Annotated in this window: 19 protein-coding genes; 9 read left to right on the top strand and 10 right to left on the bottom strand. The window is 72.9% G+C overall.

All coding sequences use genetic code 11. The features are described from left to right. The first annotated feature begins 109 nt into the window (after nt 1-109). A complete protein-coding gene (locus Athai_RS12010; RefSeq protein WP_203961583.1) occupies nt 110-1,438 on the top strand; it encodes a cytochrome P450 in 1,329 nt (442 codons plus the stop codon). Nucleotides 1,439-1,586: 148 nt separating this feature from the next. Here the strand turns inward: Athai_RS12010 and Athai_RS12005 are convergent, their stop codons facing one another. Then, a complete protein-coding gene (locus Athai_RS12005) occupies nt 1,587-3,530 on the bottom strand; it encodes a M3 family metallopeptidase (RefSeq protein WP_203961582.1) in 1,944 nt (647 codons plus the stop codon). 125 nt (nt 3,531-3,655) lie between these two features. Here Athai_RS12005 and Athai_RS12000 point away from each other — a divergent pair, with 125 nt between their 5' ends. The 3 genes from Athai_RS12000 (at nt 3,656) to Athai_RS11990 (ending at nt 5,665) form a co-directional block, all read left to right on the top strand. After that, nucleotides 3,656-4,051 (top strand): GntR family transcriptional regulator, encoded by a 396-nt coding sequence (locus tag Athai_RS12000; protein WP_203961581.1) that lies wholly within the window; start codon nt 3,656-3,658, stop codon nt 4,049-4,051. Nucleotides 4,052-4,162: 111 nt separating this feature from the next. After that, nucleotides 4,163-4,711 (top strand): GNAT family N-acetyltransferase, encoded by a 549-nt coding sequence (locus Athai_RS11995; protein WP_203961580.1) that lies wholly within the window; start codon nt 4,163-4,165, stop codon nt 4,709-4,711. Nucleotides 4,712-4,813: 102 nt separating this feature from the next. Continuing rightward, on the top strand, nt 4,814-5,665 hold the full coding sequence (locus Athai_RS11990; protein WP_203961579.1) for a hypothetical protein: 852 nt from the start codon (nt 4,814-4,816) through the stop codon (nt 5,663-5,665). A gap of 42 nt (nt 5,666-5,707) precedes the next feature. On the opposite strand, the gene Athai_RS11985 is transcribed toward Athai_RS11990, so the two are convergent. Both Athai_RS11985 and metF read right to left on the bottom strand, forming a co-directional pair. Beyond that, on the bottom strand, nt 5,708-6,397 hold the full coding sequence (locus Athai_RS11985) for a CDP-alcohol phosphatidyltransferase family protein (protein ID WP_203961578.1): 690 nt from the start codon (nt 6,395-6,397) through the stop codon (nt 5,708-5,710). 20 nt (nt 6,398-6,417) lie between these two features. Continuing rightward, on the bottom strand, nt 6,418-7,347 hold the full coding sequence (gene metF, locus Athai_RS11980) for a methylenetetrahydrofolate reductase [NAD(P)H] (protein ID WP_203961577.1): 930 nt from the start codon (nt 7,345-7,347) through the stop codon (nt 6,418-6,420). 232 nt (nt 7,348-7,579) lie between these two features. Here metF and Athai_RS11975 point away from each other — a divergent pair, with 232 nt between their 5' ends. Next, on the top strand, nt 7,580-8,653 hold the full coding sequence (locus tag Athai_RS11975) for a polyprenyl synthetase family protein (RefSeq protein WP_239157384.1): 1,074 nt from the start codon (nt 7,580-7,582) through the stop codon (nt 8,651-8,653). Nucleotides 8,654-8,732: 79 nt separating this feature from the next. On the opposite strand, the gene miaB is transcribed toward Athai_RS11975, so the two are convergent. Continuing rightward, the gene (miaB, locus tag Athai_RS11970) at nt 8,733-10,196 is read right to left on the bottom strand and encodes a tRNA (N6-isopentenyl adenosine(37)-C2)-methylthiotransferase MiaB (RefSeq protein ID WP_203961575.1); all 1,464 of its coding nucleotides are present in this window, start codon (nt 10,194-10,196) and stop codon (nt 8,733-8,735) included. 362 nt (nt 10,197-10,558) lie between these two features. Here miaB and Athai_RS11965 point away from each other — a divergent pair, with 362 nt between their 5' ends. The 4 genes from Athai_RS11965 (at nt 10,559) to Athai_RS11950 (ending at nt 14,176) form a co-directional block, all read left to right on the top strand. Next, nucleotides 10,559-11,287, top strand: coding sequence for an amino acid ABC transporter ATP-binding protein (locus Athai_RS11965; RefSeq protein ID WP_203965560.1), 729 nt, complete (start codon nt 10,559-10,561; stop codon nt 11,285-11,287). 102 nt (nt 11,288-11,389) lie between these two features. Next, entirely contained in the window at nt 11,390-12,307 is a 918-nt protein-coding gene (locus Athai_RS11960; protein WP_203961574.1) for a glutamate ABC transporter substrate-binding protein, read from the top strand. Between the two features lie 221 nt (nt 12,308-12,528). Then, nucleotides 12,529-13,182, top strand: coding sequence for an amino acid ABC transporter permease (locus Athai_RS11955; protein ID WP_239156883.1), 654 nt, complete (start codon nt 12,529-12,531; stop codon nt 13,180-13,182). 55 nt (nt 13,183-13,237) lie between these two features. Beyond that, a complete protein-coding gene (locus tag Athai_RS11950; RefSeq protein ID WP_203961573.1) occupies nt 13,238-14,176 on the top strand; it encodes an amino acid ABC transporter permease in 939 nt (312 codons plus the stop codon). A gap of 196 nt (nt 14,177-14,372) precedes the next feature. On the opposite strand, the gene Athai_RS11945 is transcribed toward Athai_RS11950, so the two are convergent. The 6 genes from Athai_RS11945 to recA form a co-directional block, all read right to left on the bottom strand. Further along, complete coding sequence (locus tag Athai_RS11945) at nt 14,373-16,427, bottom strand: glycosyltransferase (RefSeq protein WP_203961572.1); 2,055 nt, start codon at nt 16,425-16,427, stop codon at nt 14,373-14,375. A gap of 32 nt (nt 16,428-16,459) precedes the next feature. Beyond that, the gene (locus Athai_RS11940; protein ID WP_203961571.1) at nt 16,460-16,618 is read right to left on the bottom strand and encodes a hypothetical protein; all 159 of its coding nucleotides are present in this window, start codon (nt 16,616-16,618) and stop codon (nt 16,460-16,462) included. Beyond that, the gene (locus tag Athai_RS11935) at nt 16,615-17,307 is read right to left on the bottom strand and encodes a DUF998 domain-containing protein (protein WP_203961570.1); all 693 of its coding nucleotides are present in this window, start codon (nt 17,305-17,307) and stop codon (nt 16,615-16,617) included. Before Athai_RS11935 ends, Athai_RS11940 begins: the two co-directional genes overlap by 4 nt. Before the next feature lie 577 nt (nt 17,308-17,884). Then, entirely contained in the window at nt 17,885-19,624 is a 1,740-nt protein-coding gene (gene rny / locus Athai_RS11930) for a ribonuclease Y (RefSeq protein ID WP_203961569.1), read from the bottom strand. Between the two features lie 554 nt (nt 19,625-20,178). Beyond that, on the bottom strand, nt 20,179-20,868 hold the full coding sequence (locus Athai_RS11925; RefSeq protein WP_203961568.1) for a regulatory protein RecX: 690 nt from the start codon (nt 20,866-20,868) through the stop codon (nt 20,179-20,181). A 4-nt stretch (nt 20,869-20,872) separates the two neighbouring features. Continuing rightward, nucleotides 20,873-21,931 (bottom strand): recombinase RecA, encoded by a 1,059-nt coding sequence (gene recA / locus Athai_RS11920; RefSeq protein ID WP_203961567.1) that lies wholly within the window; start codon nt 21,929-21,931, stop codon nt 20,873-20,875. Between the last annotated feature and the right edge of the window lie 27 nt (nt 21,932-21,958).

The raw sequence follows: 21,958 nt of genomic DNA, 5'->3' as shown, positions 1-21,958 counted from the left end.
GGTCCAGCCTCGCGGCGCAGCGGGCACCATCGACCGAAATATCCAGTTCCAGCCGGCGGATAAGGTTACCCTTATTCGGATCTGTCGCCCGTCGAAGGAGGTATCACCCATGGCAGCGCCCCGGCCCGCCCAGACCGGTACCCACGGCACCGGCGAACCGGCCCACGGCACCGTCGGTGAACCGACCGAAGGCACCGTCGGTGAACCGACCGAAGGCACCGTCGGTGAACCGACCGAAGGCACCGTCGACAGGGACGGGGCGGCGAGTTGCCCGTCCGTACCGCAGATCCCGTTCTCCGGCAGCTTCCGGTTCGATCCCGATCCGGTCTGGGCCCGGCTGCGTGAGCAGCGACCGATCACCCGGGTACGCACCATCGCCGGCTCGGTGGTCTGGCTGGTCACGCGGTACGACGACGTGCGCACGGTGCTGACCGATCCGCGTTTCTCCCGGGCCGGCACGGTGGCGCCGGGCGCGCCGCGGGTGGCGGTGTCGTCGCCGCTGCCCGGCACCCTGCCCACCACCGACCCGCCTGAGCACACCCGGCTGCGCGGTCTGGTGTCGGGGGTCTTCTCCCGGCGGCGGATCGAGCGGCGGCGGGAGTGGATCGCCGGTCTCGCCGGGCAGCTGGTGGACCGGATGGTCGCCGGCGGCCCGCCGGGTGACCTGCGGGCGGCGCTCGCGCTGCCGCTGCCGATCCAGGTGATCTGCGAGCTGCTGGGCGTGCCGTACGGCGACCGGGACCGGTTCCGGGAGTGGACGGAGCTGGCGTACAGCCTGGTGCCGGCGCAGGCCGAACGGGTGCACGCGGCCATGGCCGCGCTGACCGGTTACCTCGCCGACCTGGTGGCGGGCAACCCGGGTGTCGGCGACGACATCCTGACCGAGCTGGCCGCCGACGGCGCGCTCGGCCCCGACGAGCTGGTGGCGTTCGGGATGAACCTGCTGGTCGCCGGGCACGAGACGACCGCGAACCAGATCGCGAGCTTCGTCGCCACGCTGCTGCGCGAGCCGGCGCACTGGGACCGGTTGGTCGCCGAACCGGACCTGATCCCCACCGCGGTGGAGGAGCTGCTGCGGCACACCCGGCTCAGCGAGGTCGGCCAGCTGCGGGTGGCCACCACCGACGTACCGCTGGCCGGTGTCACGGTCCGCGCCGGTGAGGGTGTGCTGGCCGCGATCGCCGCCGCCAACCGGGACCCGCGCGTGTTCGACCGGCCGGACGAGGTGGTGCTGGACCGCGAACCAGGCCGCCACCTCGCCTTCGGCACCGGCCCGCACTTCTGTCTGGGCGCCCATCTGGCCCGGGTCGAGCTGCAGGAGGCGCTGCGCGCGTCGACGACGCGCTGCCCGCGGCTGCGGCTGGCCGTACCGGCGGCGCACCTGCGCTGGCGGCACGTCCTGGTCAGCGGTGTCGAGGAGCTCCCGGTGACCTGGTGAGCCGGCCGGCCGGCGGCGAACCGGGCAGGCCGGGTGGCCGGCGGCACCGCGCAGACCGGGTGGCCGGCGGCACCGCGCAGACCGGGTGGCCGGCGGCGAACCGGGCAGGCCGGGGTGGCCGGCGGCGGAACCCGCCGGCCACCACGGCTCAGCGGGCCAGCCAGGCGCTGAACGCGTCCACCGTGTACGGCCGGCCGAGGAACCGTTCGACCAGCACCGCGGCGTCGTCGCTACCGCCGGCGGCGAGGACCAGGTCGCGGTAGCGGCCAGCCACCTCCGGGTCGAACAGGTTGCCCGTCTCGAACGCGGAGAACATGTCCTTCGCGATCACCAAAGACCACATGTACGTGTAGTACGCGGAGGTGTAACCGACGAGGTGGCCGAACCCGGCATGGAAGTGGGTGCCGTCGATCGGGTCGAACGCGTCGACGCGTCGCTGCAACTGCCGGCTGAACGCGGTGACGTCGTCGACCTTCTCGTGGTGCAGCAGGTACGACAGCGAGGCGTAGAACATCTGGGTGCGCGCGAGGTAGCCCTTGCCGAAGTCGTTGGCCTGCCGCATCCGCGTCACCAGCTCGGTCGGGATCGGCTCGCCGGTCTCGTCCCGGGCGAAGCTGCGCAACACCTCCGGGTCCCAGGCCCACTCCTCCAGCATCTGCGACGGCGCCTCGACGAAGTCCCACTCGGTGGCCACGCCGGAGAACCGGACCCAGTCGTGCCGGCCGGCGAGCACGTGGTGCACCAGATGGCCGAACTCGTGGAACAGCGTCACCACCTGGGAGTGCTCCATCAGCCCGCGCGGGAAGTTGCACAGCAGCACGCCTTCCGGCAGCTGCCGGCCGGCGATGCCCGACACCAGCGGGAACATCGCCGCGTGGGAGAACTTGCCGGGCCGCGGGTGCAGGTCGAGGTGGATCCGGCCGAGCAGCTGGTCACCGGTGTACACGTCGTAGCTGGTCACGTCGGCGTGCCAGCTGCCCGCGCCGGGCACCTCCCGGTACTCCAGGCCGAACAGCCGGCCGGTGACCGCGAGCAGGCCGGCCCGTACCGCCGGGAAGTCGAAGTAGCGGCGGACCTTCGTGGCGTCCACGTCGAACCGCTCGCGCCGCACCACCTCGGCGTAGTAGACGTTGTCGCTCGCGTCGATGCCGGTCGCCGTCGGGTCGTCGGCCCGCAACCGGTCCAGGAGTACCTGCCGGTCCCGGTCGGCCGGCTGCTGCGCCTCGGCGACGACCCGGTCGATGAACCCGGCGATCGCGGAGCCGGAGCCGACCATCTTGACCTCGGCGTCGTAGTCGGCCCAGTCGGCGTAGCCGAGCAGCCGGGCCTGTTCGGCGCGCACCGCGAGCAGTTCGGCGAGGACCTCGTCGTTGGCCGGCCAGGCCCGGTTGAGGAACTCCACGGTCAGCGCCCGGCGCGCGGCGGCGTCGGTCGCGAACGTCTTGAACGGCTGGTAGTCCGGGTATTCGGTGGTGATGGTGACCTGGCCGTCGGCGTCGGCCGGGTGCGCCGCCCGGTAGTCCTCGGGCAGCCCGTCCAGCCGCTCGGGCGCGATCCGGATCGACCGCACGTCGTCCCGGATGTTCTTGTCGAACCGCTGTCCCAGCCGCACCTGCGCCTCGGCGAGCGCGCGCAGCCGGTCGCGTACCTCGTCGGGCTGGTCCACGCCGGCCCGGCGGAAGTCGCGCAGGCTGCGTTCGAGCACCCGCCGGCCGGCGGCGTCCAGCGCGTCGGCGTCCACGGCCGCGAGCACCCGGTACAGCCGGGGATCCAGGCCGATCTCGGTGGCGAGCCGGTCGGCGTCCTGCTGGCAGGTCTCGGCGACGGTGCGGACCGCCTCGTCCGGATGTGTCTGCGCCAGCAGCTCGCCGAGCTGGGCCACGTTGTCGATGGCGATCGCGATGTCGTTCCACCGCGCCAGCACCTCGGCCGGGTCGCGGTCGGTGGCCGGGCCGGGCGCTCCGCCGGCCAGCTGCTCGACGCCGGCGCGCGCCGCGGCCAGGTTGTCGGCGGCCCGGCGCCGCACGAACGCGGCCCAGTCGGCGTCGGCCGCCGGCAGTGGCAACGGGTCTGGTGTCGTCGTGGTCTGCATCCGAGCACCGTAGCGTGCCGACCCCGGGGGAACCGGATCCAGCTCGTACCGCGTTTCGGGACGGACACCGCGCGCCGCGGCTGCCAGAATGGGCCGGTACTGCCGCGACGAGGGCAGGTGACGCGATGCGGCTGAAGGTGGAGCCCGGTTCGGCACTGCCGCCGTACGAGCAGCTGCGCCGGCAGCTCGCGCAGCTGGCCGGCAGCGGTGAGCTGCCCGCCGGGACGAGGCTGCCGACGGTGCGTGCGCTCGCCGGCGAGCTGGGCCTGGCCGCGAACACGGTGGCCCGCGCCTACCGGGAGCTGGAGACCTCCGGCATCGTCGAGACCCGTGGCCGGGGCGGCACCTACGTCGCCGCCGGCGGCAACCGCACCGCGCAGCGGGCGCGGGAACTCGCCGACTCCTACGCGGTGCAGACCAGCCGGCTCGGGCTGACCGCCGAGCAGTCCCTGCGGTACGTGCGGGCCGCGCTCGGGCTGATCGACGTGATCGACGTGCCGGCCGACCGGCACTCCGGGTGAGGTGTCCGGCTGCGGTCCGTGGTTGAACGCGTCAGGGTACCGTCACAGCACAGCCGCCCCGTCGACCGCGCCGGCTGCACCTCGACCCACCGGAAGGAACGGCCTGCCGCCATGACCCTCGTGCACTGGGCGCCGGAGGACCTGCTCGCCCGCATCGACGACGTCCTCACGGTGTACGCCGAGGCCATGGACTATCCGCCGGATCTGGTCGCGGCCCGGCGCGGCTTCGTCGCCGCGCACACGCACTACCGCGGCTTCCGGGCGGTGGCCAGCCTGGACAACGACGACCGGCTGCTCGGGTTCGGCTACGGCTACCGGTCCGGCGCCGGGCAGTGGTGGCACGAGCAGGTCGCGTCGGGGCTGCCGGCCGACGCCGCCCGGTTCTGGCTGTCGGACTGCTTCGAGCTGGTCGAGCTGCACGTCCGGCCGGACGCGCAGGGCCACGGCCGGGGGTACACGCAGCTGACCGCGCTGCTCGACGGCGCCACCGAGGCGACGGTGCTGCTGTCCACGCCCGAGGTGCCGCACGAGTCGTCCCGGGCGTGGCGGCTCTACCGACGCACCGGGTTCGTCGACGTGCTGCGGCACTTCCGCTTCCCCGGCGACGAACGGCCGTTCGCGGTACTGGGCCGGCGGCTGCCGCTGGAGGGGTCAATCTGACCGTTCGACCCGACCGGGCGGGCGGGCGGCGGTAAGAACAGCCCCATGGCAGGTACGTGCGGCGGTGGACGGCGATCACCCGGGCCGGGTCGGTGAACCGGGATGGGGCACTGGTTCCACGACTCGATCGTTGCGACCGGCCGGTTGCCGCTGTTCTGCTTCTTCTGCGGTTTCGTGGTCGGGTTCCTGTTCATCCGGTTCAGCGTGCGGATGATCCGGGCCCAGGTGCGGTGGTGGCCGGGCAACGTGAAGCCGGGCGGTACGCACATCCACCACGTCGTGTTCGGGGTGGTGTTCATGCTGCTGGGCGGCGTGATCGGGCTGGCGCTACCGGACAACCTGATCGGCTGGCGGGCGGGCTTCGCGGCGCTGTTCGGGGTCGGCGCGGCGCTGGTGCTCGACGAGTTCGCGCTGATCCTGCACCTGGACGACGTGTACTGGGCGAAGGCCGGCCGGACCTCCATCGACGCGGTGTTCGCGGCGATCGCGGTGACCGGCCTGATCCTGCTGCGGGTCACCCCGATCGGGGTCGGCGACGTCAACGACGCCCGCGCGCTGTACCCGGGCCTCGGCGGCTGGCTGATCGGCGCCGGCTACACCCTGTTCAACCTGGCGCTGGTGGTGATCACCCTGCTCAAGGGCAAGATCTGGACCGGCCTGGTGGGCATCTTCATCCCGCTGCTGACCGTCATCGGGGCGATCCGGCTCAGCCGGCCGGACGCGCCGTGGGCCCGCTGGCGGTACGCCCGGCGCCCGCGCAAGCTGCGGCGCGCCCGGCGCCGCGAGGAACGCATCCGCAAGCCGTTGATCCGGGCCAAGATCGCGGTCCAGGAGTTCGTCAGCGGCAAGCCGGACGCCGAGCCTCCCGAGGCCGCACCCACCGGCGAGCCGACCGCCGACGCCACGTCCGCGAAGCCGCGAAGCGCCGAGGCCGACGAGCCACGGGAGCGTTGACCCGACCACCGGCGTCAGCCCAGGTGGCCCAGCCGCCGGCGGTCAGCCCAGGTCCCGGCCGACCGCGGCGAACAGCTGGACGAACCCCACCACGCCCAGCAGCAGCCAGATGGAGACCGCGACGGTACCGGCGCCGGCCGCGAGGCTGTCCGACAACCCACCGGACACCCCGACCAGCGTCAGCCCCAGCGCGCTGATCAACACCCGCACCGGCCGCTCGGCCAGGCTGGTCACCGCGTGCACGGACAGGCCGGCGGCGGTGGCCCGGGCCCGCAGGTACTCGTGCAGCAGGGCCAGGCAGGCGGTCAGCGCGACCAGCCAGCCGGGCACCCCGACCAGCCAGAACGCCACCAACCAGGCGGTCTCGCCGAGCCGGTCGAGGACCGCGTCGTACACGTAGCCGAACCGGGTGACGCGGCGGGCCACCACCGCGACCGCACCGTCCAGGCCGTCCAGTACGCCGGCGAGCGCCACCAGGCCGCCGGCCACCACCGGCCACCGGCCGTGCTGGGCCGCCACCGCCGGCACGAACAGGCAGCAGACGAGGCCGACCACGGTCACCGTGGCCGGGCTGACGCCGATCCGGGCGAGCCCGCGAGCCGACCGGTAGGTCAGGTAGAACCAGCCGCGCACCGGGAACGCGCCGGCCTGCGGGTCGTAGCCGCCGTGCAGCGCCTTCCACCGGGTCGCGTAGCCGACCCAGTCGGTCTGGACTCCCCCGCCGGCCACCATGGCGGCCGCTACCGGCCCACCTAGCCGCCGGCCGCGGCGGCGGTCGGCAGCGCCAGGTTGTGCCACACCTCGCGGGTCGCGGTGGACCTGTTCAGCGTGTAGAAGTGGATGCCGGGCGCGCCGCCGGCGAGCAGCCGCTCGCACAGCCGGCTGGCCTGCTCGACGCCCAGTTGCCGAACCGCCTCCGGGTCGTCTGCCACCCGCTCGAACTCGGCCGCGAGCGCCGCCGGGAACGGCGCACCGGACATCTGCTCGGAGCGCTCCACGGTGCTCATCCGGGTCACCGGCATGATGCCGGCGAGGATCGGCACATCACAGCCGGCCGCGGCGACCCGGTCGCGCAGCCGGAAGTAGTCGTCGGCGTCGAAGAACATCTGGGTGATCGCGAAGTCGGCGCCGGCCCGGCACTTGCGGATGAAGTGGCGGGTGTCGCTGGCCACGTCCGGCGATCGCGGGTGCCGGTACGGGAAGGCCGCCACGCCGACGCAGAAGTCGCCGGCCTCGCGGATCAGCCGGACCAGGTCGGCGGCGTAGTCGACCCCCTCCGGGTGCCGGACCCACTCCCCCATCGGATCGCCCGGCGGGTCACCGCGCAGCGCGAGCAGGTTGCGCACCCCGGCCTCGGCCAGCCGGCCGACCAGGTTGCGCAGCTCGGCGACGGAGTGGTTGACGACGGTCAGGTGCGCCATCGGGGTCAGCGTCGTCTCGGTCGCGATCCGCTCGGTGATCTCCACGGTGCGCCCACGGGTCGACCCGCCGGCGCCGTAGGTGACCGACACGAACGACGGGTGCAACGGTTCCAGCTCCCGGATCGCCTGCCAGAGCAGTTCGTTGCCGCGTTCGGTCTTGGGCGGGAAGAACTCGAACGAGAACGTCGGTGCCGCCACACGCACCAACCGCCCGATGGCGGGATCGCCACCGGGCATCACCGAAGGGGTACCGAGTGCCACCTGGTCACTGTACCGGCCGGGCCAGGTGTCGCGCGGCCGTTGCCGGTCGGACATGTCGCCGATGCCGTGGGGTACGGGTGGCGGACGGCGGATCGGCCGGCCGCCCGGTGGCCGGCGGTCGTGCCGCAACACGGTGGGGATACCGTGCTGCGAGGCGGCCCCGCCGGTTGCGGCCGCCGTACCAGCAGCCGGCGGGTCGAGCCGCCGATCGGGGGAAGCCCAGGTGCCCACGGTGCCCGCCACCAGCTCGGCCGCGCTGCGCGCGCGCATCGAGACGGCGCTGCGCGAGTTCCTCGCCGGGCAACGCGCGCGGCTCACCGCGATCGACGCCCAGCTCGGCGACATCTGCGCCGCGGTGGACGCGTTCGTGCTGGGTGGCGGCAAGCGGCTGCGCCCCACCTTCGCCTACTGGGGGTACCGGGGCGCGGGCGGGGCCGACGACGACGCCGCCGTCACCGCCTTCGCCTCGCTGGAGCTGCTGCAGGCCTGCGCGTTGATGCACGACGACGTGATGGACTCGTCCGACACCCGGCGCGGCGAGCCGGCCGTGCACCGCCGGTTCGCCGCGCTGCACGCCGAGCGGCAGTGGTCCGGCGAACCGGCCGGCTTCGGTACCGCGGCGGCGATCCTGCTCGGCGACCTGTGCCTGGGTTGGTCCGCCGAGATGTACGACGGCTCCGGGGTGCCGGCGCCCCGGCTGGAAGCCGGCCGCGAGACGTACCACCTGATGCGTACCGAGGTGATGGCCGGGCAGTACCTCGACGTGCTGGCGCAGGCCGACGTGGCGCACTCCTCCCGGGACCGCGCCGAGCGGGTCGCGCGGTACAAGTCGGCGAAGTACACGGTGGAGCGGCCGTTGCTGCTGGGTGGCCGGCTGGCCGGCGCCGACGCCGACGCCGCCACGCTCGCCGCGTACTCGGCGTACGGGCTGCCGCTGGGTGAGGCGTTCCAACTGCGCGACGACGTGCTCGGGGTGTTCGGCGATCCCGCCGAGACGGGCAAGCCGGCCGGCGACGACCTGCGCGAGGGCAAGCGCACCTATCTGGTGGCCGCCGCGTACGAGGCGACCACGCCGGCCGGCCGCGCGGTCCTCGACGCCCGCCTCGGCGCCGCCGGCCTGGACGCCGACGGGGTGGCGCAGCTGCGCGAGCTGATCGTCGACACCGGCGCGCTGGCCGACACCGAACGCCGCATCGGGCAACTCACCGCCGACTGCCTGGCGGCTCTCGCCGGCGCCCCGATCGCACCGCGGCCGGCCGAGGTGCTGACCGCTCTCGCCACCGCGGCCACCACCCGCACCTCCTGAGCCGCCGTAGCGCGGGGCAACCGGCACCGGGTGGAACGCTGGCCCGCGCGCCGGGCCGGGCTACGCCGCCGGCACCGGGTCAGCCGGCGGCGGGTGCACCGACGGTGGGCATGCCCAGCAGCACGCCCGGGGTGCTCGGGGTGCGGCCCGCCTCGGCCGCGTCGCCGGCGGCGGTGCGCCGGTGCGAGCCGACCGGGCCATCGGCGACCAGGTGGTGCGGCGCGCCGTAGCTGATCGTGGTGGTGACGACGTCGCCGGGACGGATGCCCTCGGCGCCGGTGAAGTGCACCAGCCGGCCGTCCCGGGCCCGCCCGGACAGCCGCCCGGTCGCCTGGTCCTTGCGGCCCTCACCGACCGCGACCAGCACCTCCACCTCGCGGCCCTCCAGCTTGCGGTTCTCCTGCCAGGAGATCTCGTCCTGCAGCGCGACGAGCCGCTCGTACCGCTCCTGGACGACCGGCTTCGGCACCTGGTCGGCCATCGTCGCGGCCGGGGTACCGGGCCGGATCGAGTACTGGAAGGTGAACGCCGAGGCGAACCGGGCCTCGGCGACCACGTCCAGGGTGGCCTGGAAGTCCTCCTCGGTCTCGCCGGGGAACCCGACGATGATGTCGGTGGTGATCGCCGCGTCCGGCATCGCCTCGCGCACCTTGCGCAGGATGTCGAGGTAGCGGCCGGACCGGTAGGAGCGGCGCATCGCCTTGAGCACCGCGTCCGAACCGGACTGCAGCGGCATGTGCAGCTGGTGGCACACGTTGGGCGTCTCGGCCATCGCGGTGATCACGTCGTCGGTGAAGTCGCGCGGATGCGGGCTGGTGAACCGCACCCGCTCCAGCCCGTCGATGTCGCCGCAGGCCCGCAGCAGCTTGCCGAACGCCTGCCGGTCACCGAACTCCACGCCGTAGGAGTTCACGTTCTGACCGAGCAGGGTCACCTCCAGCACACCCTGCTCGACCAGCGCGCGCACCTCGGCGAGCACGTCGCCGGGCCGGCGGTCGGTCTCCTTGCCGCGCAGCGACGGCACGATGCAGAAGGTGCAGGTGTTGTTGCAGCCGACCGAGATCGACACCCAGCCGGCGTAGGCGGACTCGCGCCTGGCCGGCAGCGTGGACGGGAACACCTCCAGCGATTCGAGGATCTCCACCTCGGCCGCCTCGTTGTGCCGGGCCCGCTCCAGCAACGCGGGCAGCGATCCCACGTTGTGGGTGCCGAACACCACGTCGACCCACGGCGCGCGTTGCACGATCTCGCCCCGGTCCTTCTGCGCCAGGCAGCCGCCGACGGCGATCTGCATGCCCGGGTGCGCGTCCTTGGTGGGACGCAGGTGACCGAGGTTGCCGTACAGCCGGTTGTCGGCGTTCTCCCGCACCGCGCAGGTGTTGAACACGACCAGATCCGGGGTGGCCTCGTCCGGCGCCTGGACGTAGCCGGCGGATTCCAGCAGGCCGGCGATCCGCTCGGAGTCGTGCACGTTCATCTGGCAGCCGTAGGTACGGACCTGGTACGTGCGGCCGGCGGCTGGGGTGTCCACGGGAGTACTCATCTCAATCGACCAGGGTAGCCGTGCGCGCGACCACGGAGCCCGGCACGTCGGCCGCGGCCGGCCGGGCGCCCGAGCCGCGACCCCGCAGGGCACTGATCGACCTCGATTCGTCACTGATGGTGACGACGGCCGGCTCGATGCCCTATTTGCCCGGTCATCTCGACACAAACGGCGCCCGTTACCGCGCCGTGACACCAGTCACCGCGTGCCATGTCGGCCGGTACCGTTACAGTGGCCGCCACGGCGCAAGGCAAACAGACGGAAAAACGCCGAACCCCACGCACGATTGAGGACGAAGCAGTGGACACCCAGACCGAGGCCACCACCCCGAGCCGACCGAGCCGCCGCACACCGGCGAGCCGCTGGTCGTGCTGGACGGCGTCAACAAGTGGTTCGGCCCCCTGCACGTGCTCCAGGACATCAACCTGACGGTGCACACCGGCGAGGTGGTCGTGGTGATCGGCCCGTCCGGTTCGGGCAAGTCGACGCTGTGCCGCGCGATCAACCGGCTGGAGCCGATCGACTCCGGCACCATCACCGTGGACGGCTCGGTGCTGCCGGAGGAGGGCAAGGCACTCGCCCGGCTGCGCAGTGAGGTCGGCATGGTGTTCCAGTCGTTCAACCTGTTCGCGCACAAGACGATCCTGGAGAACGTCACGCTCGGCCCGGTGAAGGTGCGCCGGGAGAAGTCCGACATCGTGCGCGAGCGCGCGATGGGGCTGCTGGAGCGGGTCGGCGTCGCCAACCAGGCGGAGAAATACCCGGCCCAGCTGTCCGGCGGCCAGCAGCAGCGGGTGGCGATCGCCCGGGCGCTCGCCATGCAGCCGAAGGTGATGCTGTTCGACGAGCCGACCAGCGCGCTCGACCCGGAGATGATCAACGAGGTGCTGGACGTGATGACCTCGCTGGCACGCGAGGGCATGACGATGATCGTGGTCACCCACGAGATGGGCTTCGCCCGCCGGGCCGCGAACCGGGTCGTGTTCATGGCCGACGGCCAGATCGTCGAGCAGGCCACCCCGGACGAGTTCTTCACCAACCCGCGGTCCGAGCGGGCCCGAGACTTCCTGTCGAAGATCCTGACGCACTGACGGCGTCCTGACCGGCCGGCGCGACCGCGCCCGGCCGGTACTTCCGTGACCGCACGCGACGGCCCGGCCGTCGCGTGCACCCCCATCCCAGGAGAGGCACTGATGAAACTGAAGCGACTCCTCGCGGTCGCCGTCATCGGCTCGCTCGCGCTCGGCGCCGCCGCCGGGTGCGGTGGCAGCAAGCTGGACGACAAGACCAAGAAGGACAAGGCCGCTTCCGGGTCGTACACCATCGTCAAGAACCCGAAGTTCGCCGCGGGCTCCACGATGGACAAGATCCACAAGGCCAAGCACATCAAGATCGGCGTCAAGTTCGACCAGCCCGGCATCGGGTACAAGAACCCGACCACCGGCGAGGTCGAGGGCTACGACATCGAGATCGGCAAGATGATCGCCGGTCAGCTCGGCCTGAACTACAAGGACAAGAACCAGGTCGAGTTCGTCGAGACGGTGTCCAAGAACCGCGAGACGTTCCTGGAGAACGGCACCGTCGACCTGGTGATCGCCTCGTACTCGATCACCGACGAGCGCAAGCAGCTGGTCGGCTTCGCCGGTCCGTACTACGAGACCGGTCAGGACATGCTGATCCGCAAGGAAGACAAGGACAAGATCAAGACGCCGGACGACCTGGCCGGCAAGAAGGTCTGCTCGGTGACCGGCTCCACCCCGCTGGCCAACATCGAGAAGAACTACCCGAAGGCCAAGCCGGTCGCGCTGGCGCAGTACTCCGACTGCGTCACCCAGCTGCAGAACTCCACCGTCGACGTGCTGACCACCGACGGCGCGATCCTGCTCGGCTACGCCGCCCAGGACCCGGACCACCTGATGGTCGTCGGCAAGCCGTTCTCCACCGAGAAGTACGGCATCGGGATGAACAAGGACCGCACCGACCTGCGGAAGTGGGTCGACGACCGGCTGGACGCCTCCTTCACCGACGGCAGCTGGAAGAAGGCCTACGACCTGACCCTCGGCAAGTCCGGCTCCGACGCGCCGAACCCGCCGACCCTGGACCGCTACTGACCGGTCGCGGATCGGGCCGGCGACACCTCGCCGGTCCCGATCCGCGCCACCGTCGGCAACCCGCCCGGCAGCAGTCGGGCGCCTGACCGACGGTCGGCTACCGGGCCGCCCGAGCGATCGGGCCGGCCCGGCCCGGCACCGACCGCGGCGTTCGCCGCCGCATCGATCCCGGCCGACCGCAGCCACCAGACGGCTCGCGGTCGGCATCCTGTGGAGGACACGTGGTTCTCGCCGAAACCGCCGGTGCGTCCGCCGGCGGCCTGGAATTCCTGTGGCAGCAACGCGGGCCGTTCTTCAGCGGCCTGCTCGGCACCGTCGAACTGTCCGTCGTCGCCGGCATCCTCGCCACCATCATCGGGCTGATCGTCGCCGCCATGCGGGTGTCGCCCATTCCCGCCCTGCGGGTCGCCGGGACCGCCTGGTCCGGCTTCTTCCGCAACACCCCGCTGACGTTGGTCTTCCTCGCCACCTCGGTGGTGCTGCCGCTGGTCGGCATCCGGTTCGCCTGGGCCGACGCGATCGGTGTCGACACGTTCTTCATCTTCGCCGTGATCGCGCTGTCGACCTACACCTCGTGCTTCGTCGCCGACGCGATCCGCTCCGGCTTCAACGCGGTACCGGTCGGGCAGGCCGAGGCGGCCCGCGCGGTGGGCATGACGTTCGGCCAGACGCTGCGGCTGGTGGTCATGCCGCAGGCGCTGCGCTCGGTGCTGCCGCCGCTGGCCAGCATGTACATCGCGATGATCAAGAACTCCGCGATCGCCGAGTTCTTCAACGTCGGTGAGCTGACCAAGTTCTTCGACGACCAGGTCCGGGACCACCCGAGCACCTGTACGCCGAGTTCATCGCGGTGGCGGTCGGCTACATCGTGCTGACCCTGCTGGTGTCCGGCGCGTTCAACCTGGCCGAGCGGCGACTGGCGGTGTCTCGATGACGAGCGTGCTGTACGACAACCCCGGGCCGGCCGCGCGCCGGCGGGTCCGGTTCTGGACCGCGGTGAGCATCGTGGCGCTGGCCGCGATCGTCGCGTTCGTGACCTGGCAGGTGGCCCGCAAGGGGCAACTGTCCGCCGCGATGTGGAGCCCGTTCGCCGACCCCGGGCTGTGGCGACAGCTGTTCGACTCGCTGTTCGCCACGATCAAGGCAGCGCTGCTGTCGATCGTGCTCGCCCTGGTGCTGGGGGCGGTCCTCGCCGCCGGACGGCTGTCCGACCGGGCCTGGCTGCGCTGGCCGGCGTTCGTGGTCATCGAGTTCTTCCGTGCCGTTCCGCTGCTGCTGCTGATCCTGTTCGGCCTGTTCACCTGGGGCCCGGCGCTGTCGTTCATCGGTACCGCGATCGGCGCCACCCCGCCCGACGCGTTCGCCGCGCTGGTGGTCGGCCTGACCCTGTACAACGGCTCGGTGCTCGCCGAGGTGTTCCGGGCCGGCATCAACGCGGTGCCGCGCGGCCAGGGCGAGGCGGCGTACGCGCTCGGCATGCGCAAGACCGCGGTGATGCGGATGATCCTTGCGCCGCAGGCGATCCGGATGATGCTGCCGGCCATCGTCGCGCAGTGCGTGGTGGCGCTGAAGGACTCCGCGCTCGGCTTCATCGTGGGCTACCAGGAACTGCTGAGCTTCGGCAAGCGGATCTACCAGGGTGGCGCCGACATCTGGGAGCTGCCGCAGCCACCGGTGGTCACCACCCTGATCGTGGTCGTCGCCATCTACATCGTGATCAACCTGCTGCTGTCCTGGCTGGCGTCCTGGCTGGAACGCCGGATGTCGCGGTCCCGCAAGCTCGCCGCCGCGCCGCTGACCGCCATGCAGACCGGCGAGGAGCCGGTCGCCGCCGGCCCGCTCGGCGGCGAGCCGCCCGCACCGAAGTAACGCCCCGGTACTCGGCGCCCCGGTACTCGGCGCCCCGGTACTCGGCGCCCCGGTCACGGCCAGGGCGCCGAGTACCGTCCGCCGGGCGGTTCGTCGGCCCCGGCGGCCGGCAGCGCTGGTTCGGCGTCGGGCCGCCAGCACCCCTCGGCGTCGGGCCGCCAGCGCTCGACGTCGGGCCGCCAGCACCCGATCGGCGTCAGGCGGCCAGCACCGGCTCGGCGGCCGGCTCGCCGAGCACCTGGGCGTAGAGCTGCTCGTACCGCGCCAGGGTCGCCGGCACGGAGTGCTCCTCCACCCGGCGCCGACCGGCCGCCCCCATCCGCACCCGCAGCTGCGGGTCGGCGGCGAGCATCCCGAGCCGGGACGCCAGCCCGGCCACGTCGCCCGGCTGGTAGAGCCAGCCGTTGTCGCCGTTGTGCACCAGGTGCGGCAGTGCCATCGCGTCCGCGGCGACCACCGGGCGGCCGGCGGCCATCGCCTCCATCGTCACCAGGCTCTGCAACTCCGCGATGCCGGGGATGCAGAAGATGTCGGCCCGCTCGTACGCGGCCGGCAACTCCTCGTCCGGCACGAACCCGCTGAACCGGACCCGGTCGCCGACGCCCAGGTCGGCGGCGAGCCGCTGCCACTCGTCCCGGCGCGACCCGGTACCGACCAGCTCCACGTTCAACGGCAACGCCGCCGGCAACAGCGCGAGCGCCCGGATCAGTTCGTCGACCCGCTTCTCGGCGTCCAGCCGGCCGACGAACAGCACCGTGGGTACCGCCGCGTCCGGCAGCCGGCGGGCCGCGAAGCGGTCCAGGTCGATCCCGCAGGACACCGCCTCGGCCTGCTCGATCCCGTTCTCCTGCAACAGATCCACCGCGCGCTGGGTCGGTGCGGTGACCGCGACCGCGCGGTGGAACACCCGCGCCGCGTCCCGCCATGCCGCGGACCGGGCCGCGGTGTGCAGCGCGGTCGGCAACCGCAGGTAGCCGAACAGGTTCTCCGGCATGAAGTGGTTGGTCGCCACCAGCGGCACCTGGTGCCGGTTCGCCGCCACCGACAGCGCCCGGCCGATCAGCATGTGCGACTGGATGTGCACCACGTCCGGCGCCAGCTCCGCCAGCAGGTCGTCGGCCGCCGCGGCCGCCTGCCACGGCGGGCAGAACCGGAACGTCGGATGGAACGGCGTGCGCCGGGCCCGTACCCGGTGCACCACCACACCGTCCATCATGGACACTCCCGCGGCCCCGTCCGGGGACGGTGCCAGCACGTGCACCTCGTGTCCCCGCGCCGCCAGCCCCGTCGCCAGCCGGTACGAGAACCGCGCCGCCCCGTTGACGTCCGGGACGAACGTGTCCGCACCCACCACGATCCGCCGAACCGCGCCATCGCCACCGTTCACCGTCTGCTCCCTCATCCGCGACGGCGTCCTCACCGTCGTCCCCGATCCGTCCCGCACGTCGGCTTCCGGCAACCGCGCCGGCATCCTGTGTTCGGTCTTGCCCTGCTGACTCGCCACGCCCCCGCGGCGCCCGGCCAGCTTCCGGTCGCCGGCCAGCACCGGTTCCTCCGACCCGCCCGGCGACGCCGCCGGGTCCCCGCCGTCGCGCACCGCCCGCGGCGCCGCGTCCGGGTGGAACCGGGCCAGCAGCACCACACCGCCCGCCGCCACCAGGGCCAGCACGACCTGACCGGCCACCGTCGCCGGCGACATCGCGGTGCCCTCGCCGAGCAGCAGCGCACCGACCAGTACCGCGAAGAACGGGTCGGCCATCGTCAGGCACGCCACCACCACCGTCGGCGGCCCCGACGCGTACCCGAGCTGGATCAGCGCACCGCCGACCAACAACGCCGCCACCAACCCGGCCACCACCAGCAGCGGCACCGCGCCGATACCGCCGACCAGCAGCCGCTGGACCACGACCCGCGTCGACACCGACACGAAGCCGTACGCGAGGCCACCTGCCGTGGCAAGCGCCAGGCACCGGCCCCGGCCCCGCACCAGCAGCGCCAAGGCACCCAGTACCGCCACGCCGGCCGCCGCGAGCATCGCGGTACGGCCGATCGCCACGTCCGAGATCACCGTGTCCCGCGCCTGGCCCGAGGTGAGCACCACGAACCCGCCCACCGCCGCGGTCGTCGCACCGATCGCGGTCAACGTCACGGCCCCCGGCCAGCGCCGCGCCGAGAACGCCGACAGCGCCGCGACCAGTACCACCGCGAGCACCCCCAGCGGCTGCACGACGCTCAGCGGCGCCAGCCCCAACGCCGCCGAGTGCAGCCCGGCGCCGACGCCGATCAGCAGCAGCCCCCGAACCAGCGACGCTGCCGGACCAGCCGGGCGATCCGGCCGCGCCCCGGCGCGCAGGCGGTCCGTACCGCGGCGTGCTGCACGTGCGCGGCCAACGCGTACGCCACCGCACCCGCGAGTGCCAGCACGATCGCCACCGTGGTCATCGCCCCACCTCCGCCCGCGCCGCACCGACCGCATCCGCCACCACCGGTACCGGCGTGGCCGCTGCCGCGGGTCGCGCCAACCGCGCCGCGACGACGACCACCAGTGCCAGCTCCGGCGCCAGTACCAGCCGCTCGAGCAGCCCCTGCATCCCCACCAGCGCACCGCCTCCCGGGAACGGCATCCCGAACAGCGGCAGATAGCTGGTCAAGAAGCCGGCGAACAGCACGATCGAGATCCCCGCCAGCCACCGCAGCGGCCGGCCCACCGCCCGCCACCGGTCCCGCCGGGAACCGGCCACCAGGGTCAGCGCCGCGACGGGCACCGCACCGAACAGCAGGCCACCGGCGAGCTTGTGCACCAGGCCGGTCGTGGTGACCGGCGCGCCGGTGACGTCGGCGGGAAACAGCCCGATCAGCGCCGACCCCAGCGCCGCGACCGCCACCAGCGCCCCGGTCCACCGGCCGGCGGCACCCGCGGCGACCAGCGCCCGCCGCAACGCCATCAGCCCGGCCGCGAGCACCAGCACGGCGACCGGCAGCAGTATCGAACCGATCGGCGTGAACACGTAGTCGCTGACCATGCCGCGCACCGGGTCGATCCCGGTCGCACCGTGCAGGTAGCCGATCAGCATCACGGCGAGACCGACCAGCGACAGGGACAGCACCGCGGCACCAGGTACCGATCGCACCGTCTCACCTCCGGCCGGCCTTGCCGCGGCGCCGGCCGATCCGGCACCGCCGCTTACACGGTCACATCCGGAATCGGCCGGCACACTGCCGCAAGCACCTGAATCGGGCCTGACGGCAGCCGTAGCCGCAGGGTGGGGCTGGCCACAGGTCGCGGCGTCGGCCCGGCGCGAGGGTGCGGCACCGGCACCGGCACCGGCACCGCGCGACGATGCGGCATCGGCCCAGCGCGACGGTGCGGCACCGGCACCGCGCGACGATGCGGCATCGGTCCGGCGCGAGGATGCGGCGCCAGGACGGCGCGACGCGAGGAGATCGTCTGGCATACCTACGACCCTCGCGGGCGGCGCGCAGCGGCACATCCGGGGCGAAGCCCCGGTTACCCCCGGTGCCCTACCCCGGGGACACGATCGGGGTCATCCCCGATGCCGGCGCCGGCCGCCCGCGGCGGTCGCCGTGCCCGGTCGCCGAGCGGGAGGCGGCGGCCGGGCGAGACGGATCGGCCGCCGGCACCGCCAACGGGCCGTCCCGGCGCTCGACCGAACGGCCAACGGGCGGTCTCCGCCGCCCCGCGGGCGATCAGCGGGCGATCTCGGTCGCTCGCGACTCGCGCACCACCGTGACCCGGATCTGACCCGGATAGGTCAGCTCCTCCTCGATCTGCTTCGCCACGTCGCGCGCGAGCACCGCCGAGCCGATCTCGTCCACCTCGTCCGGGCGCACCATCACCCGGATCTCCCGACCCGCCTGCATGGCGAAGACCTTCTCCACGCCCGCCTTGCCGCCGGCGATCTCCTCGATGCGCTCCAGCCGCTTCACGTACGCCTCGAGGCTCTCCCGCCGGGCGCCCGGCCTGCCGCCCGAGCACGCGTCCGCGGCCTGGGTCAGGACCGCCTCGATGGTCTGCGGCGCCACCTCGTTGTGGTGCGCCTCGATCGCGTGCACCACCACGTCGTCCTCGCCGTACTTGCGGGCCAGGTCGGCGCCGATCAGGGCGTGGCTGCCCTCCACCTCGTGGGTGAGCGCCTTGCCGATGTCGTGCAGGAAGGCGCAGCGCTTGATCACGGTCGGATCCAGGCGCAGCTCGGCGGCCATGATGCCGGCGATGTGCGCGGTCTCCACCAGATGTTTCAACACGTTCTGTCCGTAGCTGGTGCGGTAGCGCAACCGGCCCAGGTGCGCCACCAGCTCCGGATGCAACTCGGTGATCCCCACCTCGACCAGCGCGTCCTCGGCCGCCCGCAGGCACAGCCGCTCGACCTCCTGGCGCGCCGCGTCGTGCACCTCCTCGATGCGGTGCGGATGGATCCGGCCGTCCAGCACCAGCTTCTCCAGCGTCAGCCGGCCGATCTCCCGGCGCACCGGGTCGAAGCAGGACAGCAGCACCGCCTCGGGCGTGTCGTCGATGATCAGGTTCACCCCGGTCACCGACTCGAACGCCCGGATGTTGCGACCCTCCCGGCCGATGATGCGGCCCTTCATCTCGTCCGACGGCAGGTGCAGCACGCTGACCACGCTCTCCGCGGTCTGCTCGCTCGCCACCCGCTGGATCGCGTCCACCACCAGCGCGCGGGCCCGCGTCTCCGCCGTCGCGCGGGCGTCCGCCTCGATGTCGCGAACCAGGATGGCCGCCTCCCGCTTGGCGGCGGTCTCGATCGACTCGACCAGCTCGCCCTTCGCCGCGTCCGCGGTCAGCCCGGCCACCCGTTCGAGTTCGCGACGGCGTTCCTGGTCGACCTCGGCCACCGCGGCGGACCGCTCCGCGAGCTCCGCCTCGCCGGCGGACAGCCGGCGGTCCCGCTCGGCGAGCCGTTCGACCTCCTCGTCCAGCCGACGTTCCCGCTCGTCGAGCCGCTGCTCCCGCCGCTCCAGCTCGGCCAGCCGCTCCTTCGCCTCGCTCAGCACCCGCTGCTGCTCCTGCGCGCCGGTGCGGCGGGCCTGAACGAGTGCCTGCTCGGCGTCCTGGTCTGCCTGCCGGCGGGCCCGCTGGCGCAGCTCCTCGGCATCCTCGCGGGCGGCGACCCGCAGCCGCTCGGCCTCGGCCCGCGCGGCGGTCACCTCGGCCTGCGCCGCCACGGTCTGCGACCGGGTGCGTTCCAACTCGGCGGTCGCCTCGTCCACCGACACCCGGGCGGTGCGCAGCGCCGCCTCGTGCCGTTCGCGCTCGGCGACGACCGCGGGGTCCTCCTCCGGCAGGACCGCCGGCGGCTGCGGCGCGGCCTGGATCCGTCGCACCAGAACCACGGCCACCACGACCACGACCACCGCCACCACGACGAGCACCAGCGCCACCAGCACCAGCAGGTCGCTCGCGGTCATGGCCGCCTCCCTCCTTCGCGGCCGTGCGAACGCACGGCACTCGGAAAGGAGAGCCCGGCGGCGAGCATGCACGAACGCCAGCGGCACATCGCTGTGCCTGCTGGACCCCAGTCGTGACCGGCAGCGCCGGTCACCTGCGTTGCTCCTCGCTCTCGCGACGGTATGGCGCCGTCGCCGCCCGCACGGCTTGGCGCTGTCACTCTCGCGACGATATGGCGTTGTGTCGTGCACGCTATGTGCGGGCCCATTGCCCGCATGGTTCGGACTGCTCCTTTGGTACGGCTGAGGCTAAGTCGCGCCGCCACCCCGGTCAAGGATCCCCACCCACGCGCTCGACGGGGCGGCGGGCGAGGCGGCCGGGGCGCCGCTGTCGGCCCGAACCGAACCGCAGGTCCCACCGAGAATCGATCACCACGACGGCGCGACGGCCACCGGCACATCGGCCGCCCACGACACGCCGATGTCACCCGATCGAGACCGCCGCTCGGCGGGGTCATCACCCAGTAACACCTTGGTCACGCCGGGCGCCCGACCGGGCGGCCCGGCCCGGGCGATCACCGGCCGCGGGTGCCTCCGTCCGGACCGTCGGCACCGACGCTGCCGGCCGACGCGTCTCCGCCGACACTGTCGGCCAAGGCGTCCCCGCCGACACTGTCGGCCAAGGCGTCCATGTCCACGTCGTCGACGAAGCCGTCGTCGCCGGGGCGGGCGGCCAGGGCGTCGCGCACGGTGCGCACGGCCAGACCGGACGAGTAACCCTTGCGTGCGAGCATGCCGACCAGCCGCCGGAACGCGACCTCGGCGGGCACCCCGGCCATGGACCGCAGCCGGCGGTCGACCAGCGCCCGCGCCATCGTCGCCTCGGTGTCACCGTCCAGCTCGGTCAGCGCCGAGCCGATCGCCGACGAGTCGACGCCGCGCTGGCGAAGCTCCCGGGCCAGCGCACCGCGTGCCAACCCGCGACCGGCATGGCGAGAGGTCACCCACGCCTTCGCGAACGCCTCGTCGTCGATCATGCCGACCTCGCCGTACCGCTCCAGCACCGCGGTGGCGTCCTCGTCCGGGATGCCGCGTCGGCGCAGGGCGGTGGCGAGCTCGGCTCGAGTGCGGGGACGCACCGACAGCAACCGGAGGCAGATGTCTCGCGCCTGCTGTCGCGGATCGGCCGGCGGGGTGGTGGCCGCAGCGCCACGCTCCCCTGCCGTCCGCCGTCGGCGGCCCCGCCCGGGCTGCCGTTCGGTCATCGGCTCAGAAGTCCGCCGCGTCGTCGACGACGGTCTCGGCCGCGTCGGCGCCCGGCACCGCTCCGATGTTCAGCTTCTCCTTGATGCGCTTCTCGACCTCGTTGGCCACGTCCGGGTTGTCCCGCATGAACTGTCGGGCGTTCTCCTTGCCCTGGCCGAGCTGGTCGCCCTCGTAGGTGTACCAGGCGCCGGACTTGCGGATGATGCCCTGCTCGACGCCCACGTCGATCAGCGAGCCCTCGCGGCTGATGCCCTTGCCGTACATGATGTCGAACTCGGCCTGCTTGAACGGCGCGGCGACCTTGTTCTTGACGACCTTGACCCGGGTGCGGTTGCCGACCACGTCACCGGCGTCCTTCAGGCTCTCGATGCGGCGCACGTCCAGCCGGACCGACGCGTAGAACTTCAGCGCCTTGCCGCCGGTGGTGGTCTCCGGCGAGCCGAACATCACGCCGATCTTCTCCCGGAGCTGGTTGATGAAGATCGCGGTGGTGCCGGAGCTGTTGAGCGCACCGGTCACCTTGCGCAGCGCCTGGCTCATCAGCCGGGCCTGCAGGCCGACGTGGCTGTCGCCCATCTCGCCCTCGATCTCGGCGCGCGGCACCAGCGCTGCCACCGAGTCGATCACGACGATGTCGATCGCGCCGGAGCGGATCAGCATGTCCATGATCTCCAGCGCCTGCTCCCCGGTGTCCGGCTGAGACACCAGCAGGGCGTCGGTGTCGACACCGAGCGCCTTCGCGTACTCCGGGTCGAGCGCGTGCTCGGCGTCGATGAACGCCGCGATGCCGCCGGCCGCCTGCGCGTTGGCCACCACGTGCAGCGCCACCGTCGTCTTCCCCGACGACTCCGGGCCGTAGACCTCGATGATGCGGCCCCGGGGCAGGCCGCCGATGCCGAGCGCGACATCCAGCGCGATGGACCCGGTGGGTATCGCGGAGACCGGCTGCGCGGTCCGGTCGCCGAGCCGCATCACCGAGCCCTTGCCGAACTGCTTGTCGATCTGGGCGAGCGCCATGTCCAGCGCTTTCGTCCGATCGGAGCTTGCTCCCCCAGCTGCCATGCCTGCCACCCCTACTGCCGCCTTAGC

The sequence above is a fragment of the Actinocatenispora thailandica genome (assembly GCF_016865425.1).
GTDB classification, from domain to species: domain Bacteria; phylum Actinomycetota; class Actinomycetes; order Mycobacteriales; family Micromonosporaceae; genus Actinocatenispora; species Actinocatenispora thailandica.
Note: the sequence above shows the minus strand (reverse complement) of the source record. Positions and strands in the feature narration are given on the sequence as shown.

What these genes read in the sequence shown, in the direction of transcription:
- Athai_RS12010 (WP_203961583.1), top strand. Translation starts at nt 110, where the DNA reads ATGGCAGCGCCCCGGCCCGCCCAGACCGGTACCCACGGCACCGGCGAA.
- Athai_RS12005 (WP_203961582.1), bottom strand. Translation starts at nt 3,530, where the DNA reads ATGCAGACCACGACGACACCAGACCCGTTGCCACTGCCGGCGGCCGAC.
- Athai_RS12000 (WP_203961581.1), top strand. Translation starts at nt 3,656, where the DNA reads ATGCGGCTGAAGGTGGAGCCCGGTTCGGCACTGCCGCCGTACGAGCAG.
- Athai_RS11995 (WP_203961580.1), top strand. Translation starts at nt 4,163, where the DNA reads ATGACCCTCGTGCACTGGGCGCCGGAGGACCTGCTCGCCCGCATCGAC.
- Athai_RS11990 (WP_203961579.1), top strand. Translation starts at nt 4,814, where the DNA reads ATGGGGCACTGGTTCCACGACTCGATCGTTGCGACCGGCCGGTTGCCG.
- Athai_RS11985 (WP_203961578.1), bottom strand. Translation starts at nt 6,397, where the DNA reads ATGGTGGCCGGCGGGGGAGTCCAGACCGACTGGGTCGGCTACGCGACC.
- miaB (WP_203961575.1), bottom strand. Translation starts at nt 10,196, where the DNA reads ATGAGTACTCCCGTGGACACCCCAGCCGCCGGCCGCACGTACCAGGTC.
- Athai_RS11960 (WP_203961574.1), top strand. Translation starts at nt 11,390, where the DNA reads ATGAAACTGAAGCGACTCCTCGCGGTCGCCGTCATCGGCTCGCTCGCG.
- Athai_RS11950 (WP_203961573.1), top strand. Translation starts at nt 13,238, where the DNA reads ATGACGAGCGTGCTGTACGACAACCCCGGGCCGGCCGCGCGCCGGCGG.
- Athai_RS11940 (WP_203961571.1), bottom strand. Translation starts at nt 16,618, where the DNA reads ATGACCACGGTGGCGATCGTGCTGGCACTCGCGGGTGCGGTGGCGTAC.
- rny (WP_203961569.1), bottom strand. Translation starts at nt 19,624, where the DNA reads ATGACCGCGAGCGACCTGCTGGTGCTGGTGGCGCTGGTGCTCGTCGTG.
- Athai_RS11925 (WP_203961568.1), bottom strand. Translation starts at nt 20,868, where the DNA reads ATGACCGAACGGCAGCCCGGGCGGGGCCGCCGACGGCGGACGGCAGGG.
- recA (WP_203961567.1), bottom strand. Translation starts at nt 21,931, where the DNA reads ATGGCAGCTGGGGGAGCAAGCTCCGATCGGACGAAAGCGCTGGACATG.